The 22,622-nt window shown below is 46.6% G+C and carries 18 protein-coding genes and 1 pseudogene; 2 read left to right on the top strand and 17 right to left on the bottom strand.

Features of this window, described 5'->3' with window-relative positions; all coding sequences use genetic code 11:
- Positions 1-27: 27 nt before the first annotated feature.
- The 13 genes and pseudogenes from MKX40_RS07590 to MKX40_RS07530 form a co-directional block, all read right to left on the bottom strand.
- The gene (locus MKX40_RS07590) at positions 28-804 is read right to left on the bottom strand and encodes a (2Fe-2S)-binding protein (protein WP_339240544.1); all 777 of its coding nucleotides are present in this window, start codon (positions 802-804) and stop codon (positions 28-30) included.
- 1 nt (position 805) lies between these two features.
- Positions 806-1,846 carry an iron-siderophore ABC transporter substrate-binding protein gene (locus MKX40_RS07585; protein WP_339240542.1) on the bottom strand — a complete coding sequence of 347 codons (1,041 nt, stop codon included), beginning with the start codon at positions 1,844-1,846 and terminating at the stop codon, positions 806-808.
- A gap of 136 nt (positions 1,847-1,982) precedes the next feature.
- Entirely contained in the window at positions 1,983-2,276 is a 294-nt protein-coding gene (locus tag MKX40_RS07580) for a hypothetical protein (RefSeq protein ID WP_339240541.1), read from the bottom strand.
- Positions 2,277-2,317: 41 nt separating this feature from the next.
- Complete coding sequence (locus tag MKX40_RS07575; protein ID WP_339240540.1) at positions 2,318-2,533, bottom strand: hypothetical protein; 216 nt, start codon at positions 2,531-2,533, stop codon at positions 2,318-2,320.
- A gap of 79 nt (positions 2,534-2,612) precedes the next feature.
- Entirely contained in the window at positions 2,613-3,224 is a 612-nt protein-coding gene (locus MKX40_RS07570) for a chemotaxis protein (RefSeq protein WP_339240539.1), read from the bottom strand.
- A 610-nt stretch (positions 3,225-3,834) separates the two neighbouring features.
- Positions 3,835-5,136, bottom strand: a pseudogene (locus MKX40_RS07565) (IS3 family transposase).
- Between the two features lie 391 nt (positions 5,137-5,527).
- On the bottom strand, positions 5,528-5,989 hold the full coding sequence (locus MKX40_RS07560) for an SLATT domain-containing protein (RefSeq protein ID WP_339240537.1): 462 nt from the start codon (positions 5,987-5,989) through the stop codon (positions 5,528-5,530).
- Positions 5,990-6,174: 185 nt separating this feature from the next.
- Entirely contained in the window at positions 6,175-7,302 is a 1,128-nt protein-coding gene (locus MKX40_RS07555; protein ID WP_339240535.1) for a hypothetical protein, read from the bottom strand.
- 397 nt (positions 7,303-7,699) lie between these two features.
- Positions 7,700-9,742 carry a B12-binding domain-containing radical SAM protein gene (locus tag MKX40_RS07550; RefSeq protein WP_339240533.1) on the bottom strand — a complete coding sequence of 681 codons (2,043 nt, stop codon included), beginning with the start codon at positions 9,740-9,742 and terminating at the stop codon, positions 7,700-7,702.
- A gap of 524 nt (positions 9,743-10,266) precedes the next feature.
- Positions 10,267-12,147, bottom strand: coding sequence for a DNA helicase RecQ (recQ, locus tag MKX40_RS07545; RefSeq protein ID WP_339240531.1), 1,881 nt, complete (start codon positions 12,145-12,147; stop codon positions 10,267-10,269).
- Between the two features lie 344 nt (positions 12,148-12,491).
- The gene (locus tag MKX40_RS07540) at positions 12,492-12,773 is read right to left on the bottom strand and encodes an Rpn family recombination-promoting nuclease/putative transposase (protein WP_339240529.1); all 282 of its coding nucleotides are present in this window, start codon (positions 12,771-12,773) and stop codon (positions 12,492-12,494) included.
- The gene (locus MKX40_RS07535; protein ID WP_339240526.1) at positions 12,770-14,746 is read right to left on the bottom strand and encodes an ABC transporter ATP-binding protein; all 1,977 of its coding nucleotides are present in this window, start codon (positions 14,744-14,746) and stop codon (positions 12,770-12,772) included. Before MKX40_RS07535 ends, MKX40_RS07540 begins: the two co-directional genes overlap by 4 nt.
- Positions 14,739-16,559 carry an ABC transporter ATP-binding protein gene (locus tag MKX40_RS07530; RefSeq protein WP_339240524.1) on the bottom strand — a complete coding sequence of 607 codons (1,821 nt, stop codon included), beginning with the start codon at positions 16,557-16,559 and terminating at the stop codon, positions 14,739-14,741. Before MKX40_RS07530 ends, MKX40_RS07535 begins: the two co-directional genes overlap by 8 nt.
- Positions 16,560-16,673: 114 nt before the next feature.
- Here MKX40_RS07530 and MKX40_RS07525 point away from each other — a divergent pair, with 114 nt between their 5' ends.
- Entirely contained in the window at positions 16,674-17,567 is an 894-nt protein-coding gene (locus MKX40_RS07525) for a helix-turn-helix domain-containing protein (RefSeq protein ID WP_339240522.1), read from the top strand.
- Positions 17,568-17,584: 17 nt separating this feature from the next.
- Positions 17,585-18,109: a DUF5412 family protein gene (locus MKX40_RS07520; protein WP_339240520.1), complete on the top strand. Its 525-nt coding sequence runs from the start codon at positions 17,585-17,587 to the stop codon at positions 18,107-18,109.
- 202 nt (positions 18,110-18,311) lie between these two features.
- Here MKX40_RS07520 and MKX40_RS07515 read toward each other — a convergent pair whose 3' ends face one another.
- The 4 genes from MKX40_RS07515 to MKX40_RS07500 all read right to left on the bottom strand — a co-directional run bounded on the left by MKX40_RS07515 (position 18,312) and on the right by MKX40_RS07500 (position 22,563).
- A complete protein-coding gene (locus MKX40_RS07515) occupies positions 18,312-18,542 on the bottom strand; it encodes a hypothetical protein (protein ID WP_339240518.1) in 231 nt (76 codons plus the stop codon).
- Positions 18,543-18,704: 162 nt separating this feature from the next.
- Positions 18,705-19,835: a glycosyltransferase family 2 protein gene (locus tag MKX40_RS07510; protein ID WP_339240516.1), complete on the bottom strand. Its 1,131-nt coding sequence runs from the start codon at positions 19,833-19,835 to the stop codon at positions 18,705-18,707.
- A gap of 462 nt (positions 19,836-20,297) precedes the next feature.
- Positions 20,298-21,050, bottom strand: a complete 753-nt coding sequence (locus MKX40_RS07505) for a methyltransferase domain-containing protein (protein WP_339240514.1) — start codon at positions 21,048-21,050, stop codon at positions 20,298-20,300.
- Positions 21,037-22,563, bottom strand: coding sequence for a nucleotide sugar dehydrogenase (locus tag MKX40_RS07500; RefSeq protein WP_339240512.1), 1,527 nt, complete (start codon positions 22,561-22,563; stop codon positions 21,037-21,039). The genes MKX40_RS07505 and MKX40_RS07500 overlap by 14 nt, the downstream gene beginning before the upstream one ends.
- Positions 22,564-22,622 lie beyond the last annotated feature (59 nt).

Here is a 22,622-nt window from a genome sequence, read left to right as displayed (position 1 = left end):
ATAGCAATGGTAAAATTGTTGCTGTTGTCATTTTAATTGAGATTCTTTCTCATTGTCAATTTTCGGACATTTGAGGCAATATTCCCCTGACATCTGGTAATAAAAGCAACAGGTGATCCGCTCACTTTTGGCAACATGTACATTGTCCTTACATTCGGTGAAGCGGGTTAACGGATTCTTTCTCTCACCAAACACTTGTCCGGATGCCACCTGCGTCAGATAGGAGAAGTCCTCTCGGATGATCTTACGTTCCTGCTCCGTCTCGCCTTCATCAGGAGCGAATAATCGACCAATCCGTACCATGATATTCTCCCAGAGAATACTCATTGAAAGAGGTGCAATCGCAGCAAGAACCTTTAACAGAGGTGTCAGCTGTACTGCAAACATCTCCTGGACCGCTTTTTCCCGCCATACTTTCCTATCTCCAGACATTTCTTCAGCCTGAAGCCCATTCACCGCCAGAAAAGGAAATCGTGTGCCGCCCTCATGTTCTTCGAGCTTCGGGTGATAGAGAAAGCTGTTTTCCAGCTGAAAAGTAACATGTTGATGATGAAACGTCATCGCGGTCACGAGCGGAGTCGTCCATAGATAGCCAAGCCGCTTGGCTAACATGGAGGCTGCCACTTTCATGTCAGGTGCATCGATATAGTTCTGAAACCAGCGGATATACTCTCGACACGCCTCTTCGTCATGCAGCTCACTCAAAGCAATGGTACGGACACTATGTTCAGGCGGCTCACCAAGCAAAATCGAATAATCCTCTACCGTCTCTTTCCATAAGTCTGTCGAGAGATATCGGTTCATATTAATTCGATCCGAGCAGGGCTTCCGCTGCCTGATCAACAATCAGATTAATTGCAAGCGGTCCGTAGTATGCAATCCACAGTGTTGAGTTTACATCATACGTGCGGTTATTTTTCACAGCATCGAGGGACTTCCACACAGGATTACTCAACATAGCCTCTGCTTCTGCCGCAAACAGCTCATCCGACAGCACAAAATAACGATCTGCCCCAATCTCAGGCACTTTTTCCATCGAAATTTCAACGGAGCCATCTTCATTAATCTCCTGTACCAAAGCAGGCATCTTCAGCCCCAAGTCATTGTACATAATACCGCCAATGCGATGCTCAATACCGTGAACACGAATTCCTTCTTTTCGCGGACGAATGATCGCCACTGTTTCATCGCCCAGCTTCTCTGACAATTTTGTCTTCAGCCCGGCAATTTTGTCTTCATACGCTGTGCGCACTTTCTCTGCCTCATCCTGCTTGTCTGTAACTTGGGCAACCGTAGCTAACGTATCACGCCAGTCTTCGTAGAAATCGAGTACCAGGGTAGGCGCAATTTTGCTTACACTCTCATACTGTTTCTCCTGGAAGTCGGTCATGATGATCAGATCCGGGTCGAGTGCAACAATCGCTTCCAGGTTAGGCTCGTCCCGTGTACCCAGAACTTCTACGCCATTCGGTTGATCGCCTAAGTATTCTGGGAAATCAGTGTTGCCTCCAGCGATAACACTACCTGCTGGCTTCTCGCCAACCGCTAACATCTGATCCAGAAACTTAACATCAAGCACTGCAATTTTCTGTGGTTTTTCGTTTAGAGTGATGTCACCCTTCATACCCTTGATCGTTACGGGAAAAGCTCCGTCCGTCTTTGTTTCCGCATTCGCAGGTGTCTCCGCTGGCGTTGCCGCAGATTTCTTACCGCTATCTGTACCTGTTGCAGCACCGCAAGCTGTCAATACAAGAATAAGGGCCAGCATCAAGCCCATGAGTAATCGTGATTTGTGAGCAGCATAGGCTTTGTTACCAGCTGCTTGCCCCTTTGTTCCTTGTTTCATTTGTAAATCCCCCTTATGTATAGTACTGATAATGATTTTCATTATCGAAACATAAAGAGAGTATATACGATCTCCGTATCGTGTTACCATGTACTTTTGCGACATTTCAGTCGGACTAATGCGACATCACGAGCACTTATCCACCCTTTAATGTTTCGGTGATGTATGCCTGCAGCCGGTAAATGTCTGAAAGAAGCTCTTCTTCCTCCGGTGTATTTCCATACTCCCCCAGCCAGCGCGGTGTGCGAATATGCCACTCATCTGTCATGTATTGCTTTTTAACCCGATACTCCAAAATATGTCCCAGGAAATATTCCAATGAGCCAAAGGATTGTTTACTGCTATCCTTAATGATGGATTGTGTTTGTTCAATGATTGACTGTAACATGTGTTGGATATGATCTTCTGGATTCATAGCGTTAATTTCCATCAATGACTCCCCCTTGTCCGCCATAACACATCATTTTAAAGCTACTCCGGATATTCCCTTGATGCCTCGATCAATTTATCTTCTTCATCAAAAACATACAATACTCTTTCAATATCATCCACTTCATAGCTTCTAACAACAATCAGTTGCTGCATATGAAGACCTGGTGGGTCAATGTCCGGTCGAGACAAGTTATTTAGCAAACGTTCTGGTGTATATAAGATGCTCCATCGTCTGGAACCATCTGTGAAAACCATGGTGATCTCTATCCAATTCCATTCCTTCGGATCATCCGACCTGACCTCATCATCAAAACGCCAGCTTACCAGCCTTGGTCTAGAATGAATTTCTTTTATGATGTTTCACCTCTCTTCTGTTTAATTTCTTAAATGCCGATTGGTCTTGATCAGACTTTATATAATCTAGTATCTTTTCCGCACATGCAGCTGAACTTAGCTCTTCCGTATTCATTTCCAGATCATATTCATCATAGGAGTAGACGTAGTCGAACTGGGAATGGGCAAGTCCAATCTCGCGATCTCCCCTGCTCTGCTCTCTTCTGGTGAGTTCTTCTTTCGAGCACTGTACACCTACAAACAATATCGGATAATCCGATAGTAACTCATAAAAATCGTTAAACCACTTGTCATTGCTGATAACCGTATCCACGATGACATTCAAACCCATCTCCGAAAACAGTTTAATGGTTGCACAGTACAACGAATTGATGGGGTCGAACAGGATATCGGTCATCACGTGGTGTTCCACTTCTCTTATTGGTTTAATATCTGGATATGTAGTATCTATGAATTGATCATAATTATGAAGAAATTGATCCACAGATAGATGATGAAATGGAATATCTCCCTGTTTTTTCATTTCCATCGCAATGCTGGTCTTCCCCGAACTTGAAGTTCCGTTCAAGAATTTAATGAGTCCTCGTTCCATATGAATCACCCTTACTTATAAGAATGGTGTACTCTCAGATCACTTTAATAGATAATAAATTTTTATGACTTCATCTCATCAGAGGTTAATTATTTTTAAAATCAATTTTATATTCTTTACCACTGTAGTATTAGATCCATTTCTTTATCCTCATTTTCATTATCATTCATATCTTTAAATCCAAAATCTTTGTATAGCTTACCTGCAATCTCATTATCCTTATAATATGACACCACAATTTCATGACAACTTGTCGTACGTTTGATCCATTGAAGAACACTTTTTAATGCACTTTTCCCATACCCCTTTGACTGAAACTTATGATCTATTAGAAATTTCCATAAAGAAAATTGTTCAATTCCTTATTATACCTTAACATAACAGGCTCTATTATTTTATCATCATTAATTGCAAACGGAACTGCCGCTTCTCCATGCACATAGGCTAATGATAAAGAATATGAGACGGAACGATCCCAACTCTTTTGATCTGTACTTACTTCCAAAGCCAGGCATTCCTTTATATTTTCTATTTCTATGTCGTGTAACTGGATCAACGATCTATGAACTGTGACCCTGTTTGTGGTCACTTTTAAAAAGGACCTTCGTTCTCAAACGGTAATCAGATGGCTTCTGTATTCATCAGGAGTCAACTTTTTTAATGTCCATTGGTACCGTTCCGTGTTGTAGTAGGTGATGTATTCATTGACGCGAACTCGCAGCTCATGCAGAGATGTGCACTCTTTGTATTCTAGTTCATCTTTCATATGTCCGAAAAACCTCTCCATTGAGGCATTATCCCAACAGTTTCCTTTCCGTGATATGGATTGTTTGAACCCTGATTCAGTAATCATCGAGCGCACTTGTGAGTGTGTGTAGTGAAAACCTTGATCTGAATGAATCACAGCCTCAGAATGAATACTTCCCCCCAGACGATCGAGCAAACGTTGTAGTGTTCGTTTAACAAGTGACACTTCCAAGGTTGAAGATAGGTAATGGGCTAGGATTTCTCTTGTTGCTCCGTCCTTTACGCAGGACAAATAAGCCCATTGACCGTTTCTATACGTAAATAAGTGATATCGGTAAGCAAGACCTTTTCAGGTTCTCCGCAGTCAAATTGACGCTTCAGGAGATTCGGGCATGTACGGTGCTCTTGAGTAGCTTTAGCCATTTTACGGTATGGATTGGCTTGACGAATAACGGCAATCAGCCTGAATTTACGCATGAGGCGTCGGATTTTTTTGTGATTCATGATGATTCCGTTTAGACGTTCTAGCCGCATTTTTATAACGAGGGCACCTACTTTTCCTTGGAGTGCATCATAGTGCGCCTTAATGAGTATGCCATCTCTTTCATCAGCAGACTCACGAAGCTGGTGTTTTTCCTCTGCAGTGCACCATCGGTAATAGCTGCTTGCACTCACCTCAGCAAGCTTGCAAAGATATCGGGTTAGGCGTCTCAATCCGTGTTTGCGAACGACTTGATTTATCAGTTGAAAGCGCTCGGAAGACGATAGTAGTTCATTGTTGTCTTTGTGCCTTTCGAGCGCTTCTAGCTTTTTTAAGAGTTCATTCTCGGCCTCAAGGAGCTTGATACGGGCTTCAGCGAGTCGGAGTTTCTCTTCGGCGGATCGCTCACTACCGTTAGGTCTTCCTGAACTTCCTTTCCCTCTGCGTTCTTCCAATAATCCGGTTTCGCCTAACGAAGCGTGTATTTTACTCCAGCGTTTGCAAACACTTCTTTGGTGTCTCCTGCCCAATCAGCCCCATGTCGAATCCGGCTAAAGAGAAAATCTCAATGGGTGTTGACCCAGCTTGATTCGCTCGTACAGCATCTATTTTAAAGGCAGGTGAATAAGTGATGTTTTTCTCCGAGACACGAAGTACGGATGGATTCGACTCTAAAACTTGAATCTCTTGTTATGTAAAAGACCTTCTCATTTTCCCCATGATCTGCACCCTCGCAAACTTTTTCTAATCTGATTAAAACACAAAAGACCCGTAAGAGGGCACTTTTTTCAAAGTGTCTATCTTACGGGTCACAGTTCATCTACTTCTCACTTCTTTTTTTTTATTTCAAAATAACTGATTTTGATTTCGGGGATTTCACTTAACGTTTCCGTATTCATGCACCATCATTAAATCAGCAGCAGGGATGATGATGAAATCCATGCATTTCGTTTCAACGATCGATGAGACTTAACATATTTCCAGTTGATTCAAACCTTTCCTAAAGTTAATGTCCCACAGATTCCAACGGAGCATTTGTTGGTTAGTAGTTCTGGATATTAGTTCAAAGAATTTCTCAATTTGACTTAACATTGGTGCTCTCATAAGAGACTTTTACAGTGTTGACTCTAAAAGTATGAAATTCATTTCTCAACTTCCTAAATTCGTCAAAAAAAGTTTGAACATCTGCTAAATGATAATCTTCTAAAGCTTTGCCTTCTTTATAAAATTCTATATCCTGTCTGAGATCTGTTAATTTCACGTAGTATTCATGTTCTTGAACAGATTTAGAAGCATAGTTAAATAAACTTTCAACTGCAGTAGCCCCAGTAAGTAACGCAGACATGATAAATCCTACCGTACTCCCCCAAGATATATCTTTAATTCCTAATATGATGGTAGTCGTAATACCTAATGAAATAATGATTATTTTCCATGTTCTAGCTATAAGTCTTGTTTTCACAAATTTAGGCCGTATACTTTTGATCTTTTCATTTAAATCCGTTTCGATCTTTTTAATTTTTTCAATTGCTTCCATGATGATACCTCCAACATATGTATTCAACTTCGACTTGCAAAAGATTGTTCGAATACTCGTAAACGAATAGGGGAAATGGAGTCCATTTACGACTTTTGCATTCAAAGACCACATCATTCCATTGATCATCCTTGCCCCTTTTTTGGTTTGAAATCCAAAAGCAAAAGCATGCTTTGCGCTGTGCATTAGACAATAGGATTGCAGTCAGCCAAATTAGCATGTTCCATTTTCTCGAGTTCTTCTTCTAAATAAGCGTAATAGGTACACCGATAATCCGATTCTTTCCCGTCATTAACCGAACCTTTTCTTCCTCTACCAAGATTGAAGAGAGCAGAGTTACTCATTTCATCTTCGTAGGAACTTCTAAATTGCTCTAAAAGAATTGGGTTCGTAAGTTTGAAGTTTTCAATTAATCTATCACAATACCCCTTCTCCTGATTCTGCTCTACGGGGAATACAACATTTTGATAAAGGTGTACACTTTTTACGTAGCTCAAACTTCTTGAGGTAAAATAACGAATTCCCGAATAATCAGTAGAACTTCTTACCCATTGCAACAGTAATTGAGGGATGATGTATTCGGCTTTGAACGTATGATTATCTTCAAGTACCCTGACCGAACAGGCGGCAAGTAACGGCCAGCATTGATAATAGGCCTTAAGGGCGAGGAAACATTCATGGTTGTCCTTAATTTCATATGATGCCACCTTCGCTACTCGCGGCGGAAATCCTAAATCTATGAACTTAATATGATCAGCGATTTTATAGGAGGACACATACACATCTGATGTATCTTGTATTTTCCGCAATTCTTCCAAGCATGCGTATACCGAACTACCCAGATAGAGACATGGAAACCCGGGAATACTATATCTCTGTGTTGAGACATATCCCCGATGTTCGAACGGAATATGAAACAACTGCTTTTTTTGAGTCACAGTACGACTGCGATCATGGCGTATTCGGTAAAACCTGTTCTCAACTCGACGGTCAAAAAGCATAAGCTTGTCAATATATTCACTTGTGAATAAACGATCTGTTCCTTGCTTAAAAATCTCAAAAGCTGATGCAGGAAAACCTTGGAAGTACTGCTCCGAAGCTTCCAGGATGCTCTTGCATGTCTCCCCAATACAAGTAACTTCGCTACTTGAGAATATGCCACCCTTCTCCATGATCTGAATAATCTTTGCGAAATCATCATACTTCTTTTTTAAGAGAGCAGGATATGTCCCCGTCGTATATGCAATAGGGAGATTCAATTCATCCTTAATAAGTCCGTCTCGCAGTATGTTTAGCTTCTGTTCTCGCGTCATATGGATTCTCTCCTTTATTATAAATAAAGTAGCGTTTGCTTAAATCGGCTACATGGAGAGCCATCCTCCATCCTGTCTAAATCAGCCATAGTAATGAATTATAAATCGTGATTCTCCTTCACACCTAAATTCTCAATTCATATAGAAAATATAAACATCAATACAATAAATAATACATATAAAACATAGCCCATTAGGGCCACCCTTCACCACAAACTAGTATGATAATACCATATATTTCATGGAATATATTAAATTCAGGCACTTGTTTCGGTATCGACCAAGTTACATTCGAACACTTTCTTCATCAAAAGAAGCGCCACGACCATATAGTCGTGGCGCCTCTTCCTGCTGCATAACGCCAATTGGACATGCTGCTAAACTAATGTCGCTGCACCTACATGGCAGCGGCTTCTTCTCCCAGCGGCAGCGTGTAATACTGCGCCTGCTGCCCTTCATGCTGCTGGTACACAACGACCAGCAGCGTCCGGCCTTTCGCGGCAAGCGGGCTGGCGCCAGCTAGCACACGCTCAAGCCGGAACGGAAGCACATCGAGTACGGTGTGCTTCTGCAGTTCCTTTTCGCCGAGACCAAGGTCGGCGAAAGCCCGGGCACCCATGACCGTCTGTGCGGTCATGGCCGAGGTCATCGGCAACGCACGCGAAGCGTTGCCGTCTTCCCCGTCCGCCGCTCCATCCGCGGCGGACCCTGTTGCGTCGCCCGCAGGGAGCGACGCGGCACCCCCGGCTTCGCTGCCGATCACACCCGCCGCATCTGCGGCAGAGTCTTCTCCGGCAGCAGCCGAACTTGCCACAGCGGCACTCGCACCCGTGCCGCTACTTTCCAGCCATGCCGTGCCAGCGGCACCGGCAACACGTGGCAGACGAACGTCCTCCGGACGTTCAGCCAACGTTTTCATATAACCCGCCCACTGATCTTTCTGAAGCGGATCTTCCCACCAGATTTTGCGTGGTTTGTATTTGTGGCCGAGGAAATAGTCCAGCTTCATCAGGCCAAGCACAATCTCCATATGCGGCGTGTTCCGCGACTCCAGGAAGCTGTGCAGACGAGTAAATAGATCCTCCAGTTGGTGCCCGATCTTCTGCCAACCCTGACCCTCCCAGTAATCCCCGAACGCCTGGAAGAAATCAAATGGCGAGTTGAACTCCTGCTCCATCAGATACTTCAGCGTATGATCCATCCGGTGTGCGTTCCAGTATTTCTCCAATACATCCTCCAGCCGCTTCAAGCGTACGATGTCGCTAAACGGCAGCACATCACTACCCAGAATCTCATACGGCGCGTGATCCATATACGTATAGTTGTACTTCTCCGCATCCAGACGCAGACCCGTACCACGCAGCATTTTGAGGAATCCGAGCTGAAGCTCTTCCGGCCCCAGAGCAAATACATCGTTAAACGTCTTGCGGAACGTATTGTAATCTTCCTCTGGCAGTCCGGCGATGAGATCCAGATGCTGGTCGATTTTTCCACTGGCTTTGACTTTGTTGACGGTACGGCTCAGCTTCGTAAAGTTCTGGCGACGTTTCACCAGTTCATTTGTCGGATCGTTCGTGGATTGAACCCCGATCTCGAAGCGGAATGTGCCTGGTGGCGCATTCTCTGCCAGGTAGTCCAGTACCTCGGGACGCATAATGTCCGCCGTAATTTCAAACTGGAACACCGTCCCCTGATGATTCTCAATCAGGAATTTGAACATTTCGAGCGCATAATCCCGCTTGATGTTAAACGTCCGATCCACAAACTTGATCAGCTTCGCACCCTTCTCAATCAGGTACAGAATATCCGACTTGGTCCGCTCAATATCGTAATACCGCACGCCGACCTCAATACTGGACAGACAGAACTGACAACTAAACGGACAGCCCCGGCTGGTCTCAAAATAAACCACACGCTTCCCGAGGTCGGGAATATCCTCTTCAAATCGGTGCGGTGACGGCAGATCGTTCAGATCCGCTTTCGGCCGACCTGGCATGAGAATGACCTCTTCCCCTTTGCGATACGCCAGTCCATAGACAAAGTGGAACTTCTTGCTTCCTTCCAGCTCCATCAACAGCTGATGCAGCGTCTCTTCCCCTTCACCCATCACGATGAAATCGACATTGGGAATTCGGTTCATCCAATATTCCGTGTCGTAGGACACTTCCGGCCCGCCCAGCAAAATTTTCACGTCAGGCATAACCTTTTTTAGATTATCAATGACCTTGATCGTCTCTTCGATATTCCAGATGTAACACGAGAACCCAATCACGTCCGCGCCGCGCTGGTACAGATCGGACACAATGTTCATGACTGGATCTTTGATCGTATACTCCGCCAGGTCAATATCAAAATCCTTCTCACTGTACGCCTTCAGACAACGCAAGGCCAAGGAGGTATGGATGTACTTTGCATTTAATGTAGAAAGAATAACCTTCATGGTTCACAACCTTTGCCTGGACACCCAGACCATATTTTTTTGGTAAAAGTAAAGCGGCACAGCCATCCTGCCCCGGATGCTGTTCATGCAAACCTCTTTTGAACTAGCCATTCCATGTCTCATGGACATTTTCTACTTTTGTCTTTCAAAGAGTGGACACTCTTTTCAAAAAGACATATACACCTCGCCAAACCAAAAACACAACATACAGTGCGCAACCAAATAAATAAAACCACATATTGTACATGCTACTTTCAGACATCCCTAACGCCAATGTCCACCCTTTGAAAGACAATTCACCTTAATTTGTCCACAATACAGAGACACACTCTAGTCCAATTCCATTTCAAACTTAATTGCGCTCCGGCTTTCGACAGGTTTGAAGATATCCTCTGAATAGACATATAGCATCTCTACAATCCTTTAAGCTTTACGCACATGAGCCTCAAAGACCTGAAAGCGCGAATGTAACCACAATTCACACTTCATCCCAACTTGCTCATATCTGATTATACCTTCGCCTACTACTCAAACTCGTAAAATGCATCATCATCCGTATCCACTTCTTCGCCCGATTGCTTCTGGAAAAACTCCAGGAACGGAAGTCCGTACTTGCGATACTTGACTTCACCGACCCCTTTGATATCCAGCATGTCACGTTCCGTCTGTGGACATACCACACTCATCTCGCGCAGGGTCGCGTCATTGAAGATAATGTACGATGGTACATGCTCTTTCGCCGCCAGATCACGCCGGATCAGACGAAGTTGTTCAAATACCGTCTCGTTAACCGCAGATGGCATCGCATCGCGTCCACGACGTCCACCATAATTCGTACCCGAAGCCGTCGCCGCTGTCTTGCGGACAACACGCTGCATCACTTCGCGTTGACCCTTCAGCACTTCCACCGCAAGTGGTTGCAGACGTACAACTGGATACTGCCCCTCGGACAGCATCAGATATCCTTCCGATACCATCACGTTGATGATCTCCGATATCTCGCGCTCTGTGCGATTTCCCATCACACCGTAGGTTGGCAGGGAATCAAAGCCATAATCGAGCACCTTTTTGGCACGGGAGCCTTTGAGCACCGAAGCGACCAGCGATACACCATACCGTTCACGCATGCGGTGAATGCAGCTGAATATTTTCTGAGCATCAATCGTCATGTCTACCAGCTCACGGTCGTCCGTACAGGAACTGCAAATACCGCAAGGTGTATCGTCATGCACCTCACCGAAATAATCCAGCTGCGCACTGCGCAGACAACGCGTTGTGTAACAGTAATCCACCATCTGTTGCAGCTTCCGGTAATCGTTCTGTTTGCGGTCGCCTTCCATCGGATTCTGCTCAATCAGGAACTTCTGGGTGATAATGTCCTGTGCCCCGAATAACAGAATACACTGACTGGGCTCCCCGTCCCGGCCTGCACGTCCGGCTTCCTGTACATATGCCTCCATGTTCTTCGGCATGCTGTTATGAATTACGTAACGCACGTTCGATTTATCAATCCCCATCCCGAACGCATTCGTTGCCACCATCACTCGGATATCATCGTACAAAAAAGCTTCCTGGCTCTGGGCCCGTTCATCGTCCGTCATGCCGGCATGGTAGCGTCCAGCTGGCAATCCCGCCTGCAACAAACGCTGATGCAGATCATCCACGTCCTTACGGGTGGCGGCATATACAATTCCAGGCTCGCTGGCATGCTCGCGCGCATAATTCAGGACAAAGTCCTTCTTGCTCTCGCCGCGAAGCACGCTAAACGCCAGATTATCCCGCCCAAGTCCGGTCACATACGTCTGCGGGTCCTGCAAACGCAGCAGCCGCAGAATATCGCCCATGACCTCGGGCGTCGCTGTTGCCGTAAAGGCCGCAACCACCGGCCGCTCCGGCAAACTGTCCACAAACGGCGCTACCGCCAGGTAGCTTGTCCGAAAATCATGCCCCCACTGTGATACACAGTGGGCCTCATCCACAGCAACGCACGAGATCGGCAAATAGCCCATCTCCTCGCGGAACCAATCCAGCTCCAGTCGCTCAGGCGCGACATAGAGCAACTTCAGCTCACCGCGTTGCGCCGCGCGGATACGATCATTCACTTCTTTGCCGCTAAGTGTACTATTAATATACGCGGCAGCAATTCCGGCGGTCGTCAACGCATCGACCTGGTCCTTCATCAATGAGATCAACGGGGAGACAACTAGTGTCAGACCCGAATATAACAGAGCGGGGATCTGATAACAGATCGACTTACCGCCCCCGGTTGGCATAATGCCGAGCGTATCTTCACGTTCGAGCAGGCTGGCTACAATCTTTTTCTGTCCCTCACGGAAGTCGGGGTAGCCATAATATTTTTGCAGGAGACCCTGCGCTTCTTCAATAGTTGGTGTTTGCACACTCATGTAAAGACTCCTTACTTATCACCGGTGTTCTTCCACCAGCTTGGTCCGATCCGATTCTGACATCCGAATGCGGCTCAAATACCGCATCCTTGACAACAAAATGGCGTTCTCATGACTTGTCCGTCAAGCAAACGCCGCTCCCTTTAGTTTAACGGTCCAGCCCGGAATGAGCAACCGCGTTTTACTGTAAAACGATCTTTTGCAAATGGGTGACAGTGGTGTATAACCTGAACGATAGAAAAAATCGCAAGTAGATTCAGATGTGATTGAACATTCCAGGAAAAATCAAAAAACAATCGCATGCCTTTTGGGGACAAAACGATTGTTTGTTTAAAGTGCGTTTGCTAATCTTTTAGCGCCTCAATTTCAGACTTAGTTAGACCACTTGTTTTGGCAATAACTGAAATTTCAATCCCAACTGAGAGCATGTTTTTTGCAATTTCAATCGCCTTTCTTTTTTCGCCTTCAACTAGCCCTTTTTCCATTCCCTTTTCCTTAGCCCATTCAATCATGGAAGCTTCATCATGCAAATACTTCTGACGCTCTTCATACAAACGACGTGCTTCCCGATCCTGACTTAAGAACTCCAGCGTATCCATTACTTTCTTAACCCCAGATTCATTCATGTTGTATCACCGCCTCTTGCATTCATCCGATAATACAATCCTTTCCTCTGCATTAACTGTTCATGCGTCCCATCCTCGGCGATTCGGCCATGCTCCATCACAAGGATACGAGAACACTGACGAGCGACCTCCATACGATGTGTGACAAGCAACCCGATTCTGCCTTTCATAAAGTTCAGCAAGTGATTCATCACCTTCTGTTCTGTCTGAATATCCAGTGATGACGTTGGTTCGTCCAGAATGTACAGATCGGATGACCTCATAAAGAGCCTGGCCAGCGACAGTCGCTGCTGTTGTCCTCCAGATATATTGGAGCCTTTCTCTTGCAACAGGGCTGCGTATTGTCCTTCCTGAGCCTCAATGTATTCATGCAAACCTGCCTGCTCTGCCGCAAGCTTCACTCTGTCCAATGTAACGTCTGAACTCAGACGGATATTGTCTTCGATCGTTCCTGTAAAAAAAGTTGGGGTCTGCGGCATATACGTCAGTCTGGATTGCTTATCCATTTCATTATCCATCTCTATATACTCTGCAACATATTGATCACCCAGCAATGCGCTTCCGTTTGTTGGCTCGATCAGCCCTGCACACACTTGGCATAATGTAGATTTGCCTGCCCCGCTGGCACCAACTACCGCAACCAATTCACCAGGAACCAGATTAAGCGAAATTTGATCCAGAATTCTCCGACCACTGTCTTCATCGGTTAACGTAACCTGTTGTAGACGTAGCATAGCCACTTCGTTCTTTTCATGTGCCCCTTTTGGTGTACTCCCCTGATCTTGGTTATACATTCCCTGTGCAAGCTTCACGTCCCTAATAATGGATGAGCCTGTCTTCTTGTGATCCCCCAACTTAAACCATGCAGAGATACGTCCAAATGCTCCCACGCTGGCTTGCATCTGACTCCACTGGCTGGACAAGCCGAGTACTGGCCACACCACCAATTCAAACAGCAGACTACTTGCGACAACCATGCCCGGAGACAGAGTTCCCCTAGCCGCTGACAGAGCAATAAGGAACAATGCTGCCAATTGAGCCAGACCAAACACCGCCATCGCCACATTATCCGACATGCTCAAGGTCATCTGTAACTTCGCCTGAACTCGATTCAGTGATTGTTGTTGTGTTCGAAAACGATTGAGAAACCACGGTGAAGCATCATACATCTGAATCACCGGTATCCCTTCAACATACTGCTGTATCTGTTCTTGGGACTCGCCTTCTCTGGATTCGACCTCATCGGACAGATGTACAATTCGCTGATCATACAACCTCGCCGTGAACCAGATTGCCCCTGCACTTACTAAGGCGATCACCGCAACCCATGCATCTGCTCTGTACAAGTATCCCAGCGATAGAGCAATGATGAATATAACCGTAACACCCTCTGCAATAGCCTCCACAACTTCTGCACCATGCTTCGTGTCCTCCTTGATGCGAAGCATCACATCCCCGGACTTCTGTCTGCGCACCCAGGAATAGGGCATTCGGTTCAACAGTTTCAACAGATCCATCGACATGTCCCGTTGCAACGATTCCTTGAGCCATACCAGCACATACCGATGCATCGCGAGCAATACGATAAACCCTGCCAGAATGGCGATAAAGATCAACGCCGTAGCATTAAGCTTTTCCTGTCCCCCATCATGAATGGCATCCACGAAGAATCCCTGTACGAAGGCAAGTCCCCAATCGAAGACCGCATCTGCTGCAATAAAAATGAGCAAGATCGCAACAGCTAATCCATAAGGCTTCATCCATCGAAAAATAATGGGCCATACCTTTGCCAGTGATACAGCTTCTTTTGAATCATCTGGGCCATATGGAACATGACTTTCGTTCATCTGATGATCAACTTCTATTTCACTATTTTCATTATTTTCATTTATCTCATTTGCTCCACTTTTCTCTTGGCTGCTCTTCGTTCCAGCACCATCGGCATATGCTGCATCTTCAATTTTGTTACTCATGCTGTCCCTCCACTTCGGTATCCTGCTCCGCAATATAGCTCCGATATCCATTGGGACGATCTAGCAGTTCACGATGAGTCCCCGTATCTTCGACGCGTCCTTTCTGAATATAGATGACCTGATCCGCCCGTTCGATCAGCGATAATCGATGGGTAACTGCAATAACCGTTGTGCCTTTGTCAGCAGTAATTCTCGCAAAGAGATCATTTAATCGTTGCTCATGCCACGGGTCTTGAGATGACGTAGGTTCATCCAACAATAGAATATCCGGCTTTCTCAGCATCGCTCTTGCCAAACTAATACGCTGAAGCTCACCACCCGACATCGTCCCGCCTTGTGGCTGAAGCTCCGTCCCATAGCCGAGCGATTGACGCATAATGGCGTCATGTGCATATGTCATGTGGGCCGCAGCCTCTACTTGATCGGCAGAAATCCCCTCTTGTCCAAAAACAATATTCTCTTCCACTGTGCCTGTGAAAATAAAGACTTGTTGCGGAACATAAACCTGATTGACATGTGCTGTCTGAACCTCATACCTATCATTCAGTGAATTCTTCTGATTCATGACCTGGATCGAACCAGTAACAGGTCTATCTAATCCGGATATTAACTTCAATAACGTGGTTTTCCCGCATCCACTTGGCCCAGTGATTACAGTAAGCTTTCCTTTTTTGGCCTCAAAAGAAATATCCGTTAACACTTCTTCTTGCTCCGCATACCTATAAGACACATGCTGCACGTTGATGCCACCCTGTTTAGATTGCTTTTCAAGCTGTCCTAACTCCGTTTCGGGTCGTACATATGTAGTTGTACTGGTCTCAACAACCTCATCCTTTTTCTCCAAATCCAGTACTTCAAAGATTCTGGATGCGTGAGAAGCAGAACCAATAAAATCATTCCACAGCCCGGATAACGACTCGATCGGACGAGTTAACTGACTGCTTGCCACCAAAAAAGCTGCCAGTCCTCCTACATCCATCTGTCCATTCAGCACCTGCATGCCGCCTAGATAGAGAATTAAGATCATGCCACCATACGTTGAGACCCGTCCGGCTGCTTCCGAAAGACGTTGTAACACAGATACAGACATCGTATGTCTGAACACTTGATCCATTCGATCTTTAAAATGATGGTGAACATAACCCGCGAGTCCGTAACTTCGGATCTCAACTGGGGCTTGGATGATTTCAGTTAGCATCTCATCTCTTGATGCTGCACTGGCATTTAACTGATCATGTTGTCGTTGCAGACGTTTACCCAAGCCTACCGTTACAAGAGGATAGATTAACGTAAATGCAATGATAGCCAACGACAGCGGCAAGTTCACCCAGCTGAAGTAAGCAAAGGCAAGAATCAGCTGAATGATATTTTTTGCAAGTTCAATACCATGTTGGTTTATCCCCTTTTGTGCTTCCTTGGCTGAAGTCCATATCCTGGAGGTAAGGTCACCCGTGTGATAATATGCCAGATCGCGTGTCTCTGTGTTGCCTAGAGATGAGAGCAGTAGAGACTGCATAGACAATAATGTCTTTTGCTGGAATAACGTCTCGACCCTCGTCATGAATGCGGTTACAATCAATCGTAATACTACAATGCTAACGCCTATGATCAAACCTGAGTAGAGTAACGAAAACTGTGCTTCGGTAGCACCTTTGACCAGTCTTCGGATCGATTCCAAATAACCGACCTCAATCAGGGAGACCATACATGCGGCGAATAATAACAGAATGATGAACATACGGTACTTACCCGTTAATGTCCATAATCGAGTTATCATGCCTAACGTTGTATACGTTCTTTTGTCAGCTAACATGGATGGTTTCTCCAATCTTGTCATTAAATTATGTACTTGGTTATGATATCATCGGTGATAAGGAAAAAATGAACATTTATTGCTGTAAGTACTATTCGAAGTAGGGAGATTGATATGCAACACGATTTGCTAGAGACATTGGATAAACTGTTCGACTACATAGAAGACAATATTCAAGACAAATTAACGCTGGATCATCTGGCAGCTGTGACTCATATATCCAAGTTCCACCTGCATCGCATGTTCAAACATGCAAGCGGACAATTGCCTGGAGAATACATTCGTTCACGCAAATTGGCGCGCAGCCTGGAGCAGTTGGTGAACCTAAATTGGAAGATTATCGATATCAGTGGACATTACGCTTTTGAACATGAACAATCCTACATACGCGCTTTCAAACAAACCTTTGGGATCACCCCCTTGCAATATCGCAAACAGGGAGCTGGAGACCTTGAATTCACAGCCCGTCTGACATCGTCCATGATCACGATGCTTCCGTACGGGTATATTTTCACACCAACGTATGTACGAAAACCGGCTATGAAACTCATCGGACAACGTTCCCATATTCGTTATGCAGATAATGAAGAGCATTATGAAGCCAATTCAGCAGGCAACGATTTTTTTGAAAAACACTTTCATTCGATTCCTAATGTGCTGCAGCCTAACGTGTATATTGGATTTACCCATGAGATTAACGAGGATTACAGTACATATCAACCGTCTGTAGAAGTGACCTCTCTGGAGCATATACCTGAAGACCTGAATGGACTTGAGGTCCCGGCCAACCAGTATGCCGTATTCAAATTCGTCTGTGATTTCCATCCAAGCCTGATCAACATTGATCATCTGGACAGTGTCTGGACATTTATCGATGAATATTGGCAGAGCCATTCGGGGTACGAGAAGAGTGATTCATACTATTTTGAACGAATTGATGGCAGTCTGGCTCAGGACCACTACGGAGAAATGGACATCTATATTCCTGCAAAGCAAATTTCACTGTAGGTGGAGGTGCGATACTTATGAATCAAAATACTCAAGCTAATTCAAGTTCATGCAATGCAAATTCTCGCAAACCCTGGATACGTAGACATCCGATATTCAGCACATTATCATTATTAATTCTTGTACTGTTCGTTGCCGTATTCCTGTATTTCTGGCTCCGTCCATACTTCTCCACGTTTGACCGTTCCGAGCTGGGAGATCTGAGTTATTCCATGCCTTCACGGAACGGTGAATATACTGCCGAGATTTATGGTGTACCTTACGGTGGTGCGGCAGGTGGCGTTACGATCTGGGTCGATGTAAAAAAGACAAATGCCCCTGAGGACTCCACGGTAAAAACGATATATCGTGCCGAGCACCACGGAAATAACCATCTTGAATGGGAAAGTGAAAACACACTCCGGATTGAAAACTGGAATGAATACAGAGATGAGACCATTACCCTCAATATCGATGACGAAATATATGATGGACGGGGCTGGGCGTGCAAAAGCTTACGAATGAAGAACCCGGCTGTGCGATGCCTGGCACCGGAAAAGTAAGAAATAGCTTCGCAGCTAAAATCGTCCTGATACTCGGCTCTCATCTTGACGCATAATACTCACTACATCCCACATCAGAAGTTCCACGATGAACGAGAAGCGTAAAAAGCCCCACTCACCGACTCTTTCGGTTAAGCGGGGCTTCTTTTGTTCATTTACAATTCGTATCTATCGGACTTAAAACATATGGCAGCATTATAATTTATCTATCATTCTGCTTCTGCTTCTGCTTCTGCTTCTGCTTCTGCTTCTGCTTCTGCTTCTGCTTCTGCTTCTGCTTCTGCTTCTGCTTCTGCTTCTGCTTCTGCTTCTGCTTCTGCTTCTGCTTCTGCTTCTGCTTCTGCTTCTGCTTCTGCTTCTGCTTCTGCTTCTGCTTCTGCTTCTGCTTCTGCTTCTGCTTCTGCTTCTGCTTCTGCTCACAATTGTGCCTCACACTCTATTTCCACTCAACCCTTATTTTTACACTGATCCGCTATCGTATCCTACAGCAACAATTCGTATTTGTTGTCCGCTCACTTATGCTTCAATCTATTTGCCTTATCTCCTTCTCCCCGCTTCAAACGCTTCTGTCCTCATCAAGTCCCAATTCATCTCCCTACTTACGAGGTGACTCTGCACCACGTTCTTCCCGTTCCTTCATCTCTTTGCGCACAACTACTTCGAGTTTCTGCCGATTGGCAAGCAGCCCTGGATCGTTGGGCAAATACTCACGGGCTTTGGTGTTATGCATCAATGCCTGCTCCCAGTTGCCTAGATGAGCATAACATAGGGATAAACGAGCATGTGGCAGCCAAGTACGACAGGCGACAGGCACCGGGCGCAGACCCGGATCGCGGCTGCTCACATCGACTGCCTGCATATACCAGTAGATCGCCGAGACGGGTTCATGCCGTTCATGGAAACAGGCAGCAATGGCGCAACAGAAATCGGCATGCGGCAGATCATACTGGAACGATTGCAGCAATGCCCCCAGCTTGCGGCCCGTCTCGCCCAGTCGTTCATAACATTCCGCCAGCCTCGCGCAGGCAATCAGGCGATCCTCGCGGTAACCGCTTGGCTGTTCCAGCAGCTTCGCGTACCCGCGTGCCGCCGCCGCATACTGCTGGCGGTCATAACATTCGCCTGCATAATAGAACAGCAGGCGACCTTGGGCTACACCCTCTTCGGCGATCCATTTGCGCAGAATGCGCACGTTTCGCGCCGAATGATGTCCCGCTTCGCGGCGATGCGTGACGGCAATGTCTGCCGTAATGACCTCGCCCTGCGGGAAGCTGAGCTGCTCGTGCAGCCGGCCATGCCAGCGGCACCCGGCATCCCGCTTGACCAGGCGAAGGCGTCGGTCCGTCACAAGCGGACTTCCCTCCGGCCCCTCGGCCAGCGTGTAGTTCAAGATCACAGCCGCCGTCTCCCCCTCAGACGGAAGCTGCTGCTTCAACACCTCCAGCTTCGCCCGTTCCGCGGGCAGCAGCACATCGTCCGCATCCAGCCACAGGATATACTCCTGCGTGGCCTTGGCGAATGACTCATTCCGCGCTGCTGCAAAGTCTTCCTTCCATTCATACGTGTAGACCTGGTTGGTGTACTGCGCAGCAATGTCCATCGTGCGATCTGATGAACCGGTATCCACAATGACGATCTCGTCAGCGATGCCAGCAACCGAGTCGAGACAGCGCGCTAGCATGCGTTCCTCGTTCTTCACAATCATGCATAGACTGATGGTGATCACGTTTTGAGCCCCTTCCTGTCAGACGTGTATTGCGAAATGTCATGACGGCTTTGCTCTTTCATTGACTAGTTACTTCAAACAAAGTACTAGCACTCTCATCCCCTTTAATCTCAAAGTCCAATAAAGAATACATCGACATCATTTTCACTATGGCTAACGAACCGAGGTAACGCTATTAGGTGTATTTCAGCCACTTGGAAAAACTAACGAATCTGAGGCGCGCTATCCTTGCGTTTTAGGCATGCATTCCTCTTTTATCACAGCTTTCTAATGAAATAGCGTCGCTTAGATTCGTTAGATTTGTCACCTCTCGAAAATCACCAATATAAGACGTGTGAGATTCGTTAGAACATAGACTGTCCTTGTCCTTGACTTAGGCTCTAACCCTGCCCTTGCCACTGTCTCTCCCCCTGCCTTGCCACTGGCCGTATCTCTTTTCTTTTTCCTGCCCTGTTCCCACCTTTACTGCTGCCCTTCCCCGCTCTCCTGACGACGAAGACGTTTCACCTGCTCCACCGCACTGTCCAGTGCCTTCTTGCGTTGTTTCATTACGCGGAGATGCTGTTGTTCCACCTCGGCAAAATGTGCATGATCCAGCTCCATCCACTCCATCAGTTGATCTAACGTTGGCGACATATGAAGCTGTGTCCTCCGCCGTCTGCGGGCCACGCAACATAGATATTTATGATGAACTTCCAGTTTCAAGACTTCGAAATAGGGCATCAGACACATCGCCAGATTTCCTGCATAGAAGGTCTGCTTGTGATCATAGAACGGATGATATCCATATGGCACGGTTACCACCAGCGTCCCCTCTTCTTGCAACAGCCGATGAATCTGAATCAATAACGTCTCTGGATGAGCAAAATGCTCCAACACTTCTCCAAGCAGCACCGTATCAAAGGTCGTTCTTGCTCTCCATTGCGTAATATCCAGCATCCGAAAATCCACATTGTTCCGCACCGGCCTGGATTCTTTGGCTAGCTCGCTTTGGGCATACCGGATACTTTCTTCCTCCAGATCAATGCCAGTGACACGAAATCCTTCACGTGCCAGCAGAATGGACGTAATGCCCTGACTGCACCCGACATCCAGGATGCGTTTGCCTGTCGCCTCACGGCACATCCAGTGAACACGCGTTCTCGTTGCTTCATGAGAATCTTCCGAGTTAATCTCGCCATAGTAACGTTCACTCACACGATCATGATTTGCCATGGGCGTCTCCCTGATCCTCGTCGGGGCCGATGGCAACCTCATGGTGAGCTGCACCATCCTCGACTGCCGTTTCTTTTTGTCCTACCGATGCTATGCTCTCCTGTTGCTCGCATACTCCCTTCACCTCAGGCCGCACAGGCTGGCCCAACACCACAATATTTCCTCCGTGGCATCCGGCCGTTGCGTTGCGTGTATCGAAGATCAGCTTCGCATGATTCGCCATCTCCTGATAATTGAATCCCGTATGATCCGTTGTGATGATCACCAAGTCAGCCCATGCCCACAATTCCGGCACCGCCGGACTAGCGTGCAGCACTGTGCCATCATCCTTGCGGAAGACAGGCACCATCGGATCGGTGAAAACGACTTCTGCCCCCGCTTCACTCAGCAGCCGAAAGACGTCGAGCGCAGGTGATTCGCGCAAGTCATCGATGTCTTTTTTATAAGCCATACCCGCCAGCACAACGCGCGCGCGCCGCAGAGATATCCCCTTCTGCTCCAGCAATTCTGCTGAACGCTTCACTACGTTCTCTGGCATCTGTCGATTAGTTGCATCTGCCAGCTGGATGAATTGCAGCTCTGATCCCTGCCGGCTTGCCGCCCAGGACAGATAAATCGGATCAATTGGGATACAGTGTCCGCCAATACCTGGACCGGGATAGAATGGCATGTAACCAAACGGCTTGGTGGCCGCCGCACCCAACACCTCCCAGATGTTCACGCCCATCTGTTCACAGGCCGGAGTCAGCTCATTGACGAGTGCAATGTTGACACTGCGAAATGTATTTTCGAACAGCTTCGCCGTCTCCGCTACCGTCGTTGAACTGACTGGAACAACTTCGTTGAGGAACGAGCCGTAGAACTGTTTACCATACTCCAGACAGGCAGGCGTAGAGCCGCCAATGATCTTTGGCGTATTTTTCACACCATAATGCACACTGCCGGGATCTACCCGTTCGGGAGAATAGCAAACGTAGAATTGTTCTCCCGCCCGCCAACCGTTTGCCGCCTCTATCGGTTGTTTCACGACTTCTTCCGTCGTGCCCGGATAAGTCGTGCTTTCCAATATAACAAGACTGCCCTCCTGCAAGTATGGAGTCATGCCATCCACCGCAGACGCAATATACGAGATATCCGGTTGATGCTCGGCAGTCAGCGGAGTGGGCACACAGATTACAATGACATTCGCCTGTGCCACTGCTGTATAATCCGTGCTGGCCGTGAACAAACCTGCCTTCATGAGAGACTGCAGGACTGCATCATCTATACCGATGACATACGAATGTCCGGCACGCAGCTTGGCTACCTTGGAGGTATCGATATCGATCCCGTGAACCTGATATCCTGCCTGGGCCATCTCGATGGCCATGGGCAAACCTACATAACCGAGACCGATGACAACAGCTTTCAAGGAGCGATCATGAATAGGTTGTATTGGGGTCGGTGGCTGTAATTCTTCTTTTCCTTCGTGCTGCTCATGCTGATGATTCTCTTCCATTCCTTCCAACTCCAAATGCTCCGCCTCCCTTCACTGGGCGTGTCTGAAAACTCCATTGAAGCCGTTTTGAGACA

The organism is Paenibacillus sp. FSL R5-0517, from assembly GCF_037974355.1.
In the GTDB taxonomy this organism is placed as follows: domain Bacteria; phylum Bacillota; class Bacilli; order Paenibacillales; family Paenibacillaceae; genus Paenibacillus.
Note: the sequence above shows the minus strand (reverse complement) of the source record. Positions and strands in the feature narration are given on the sequence as shown.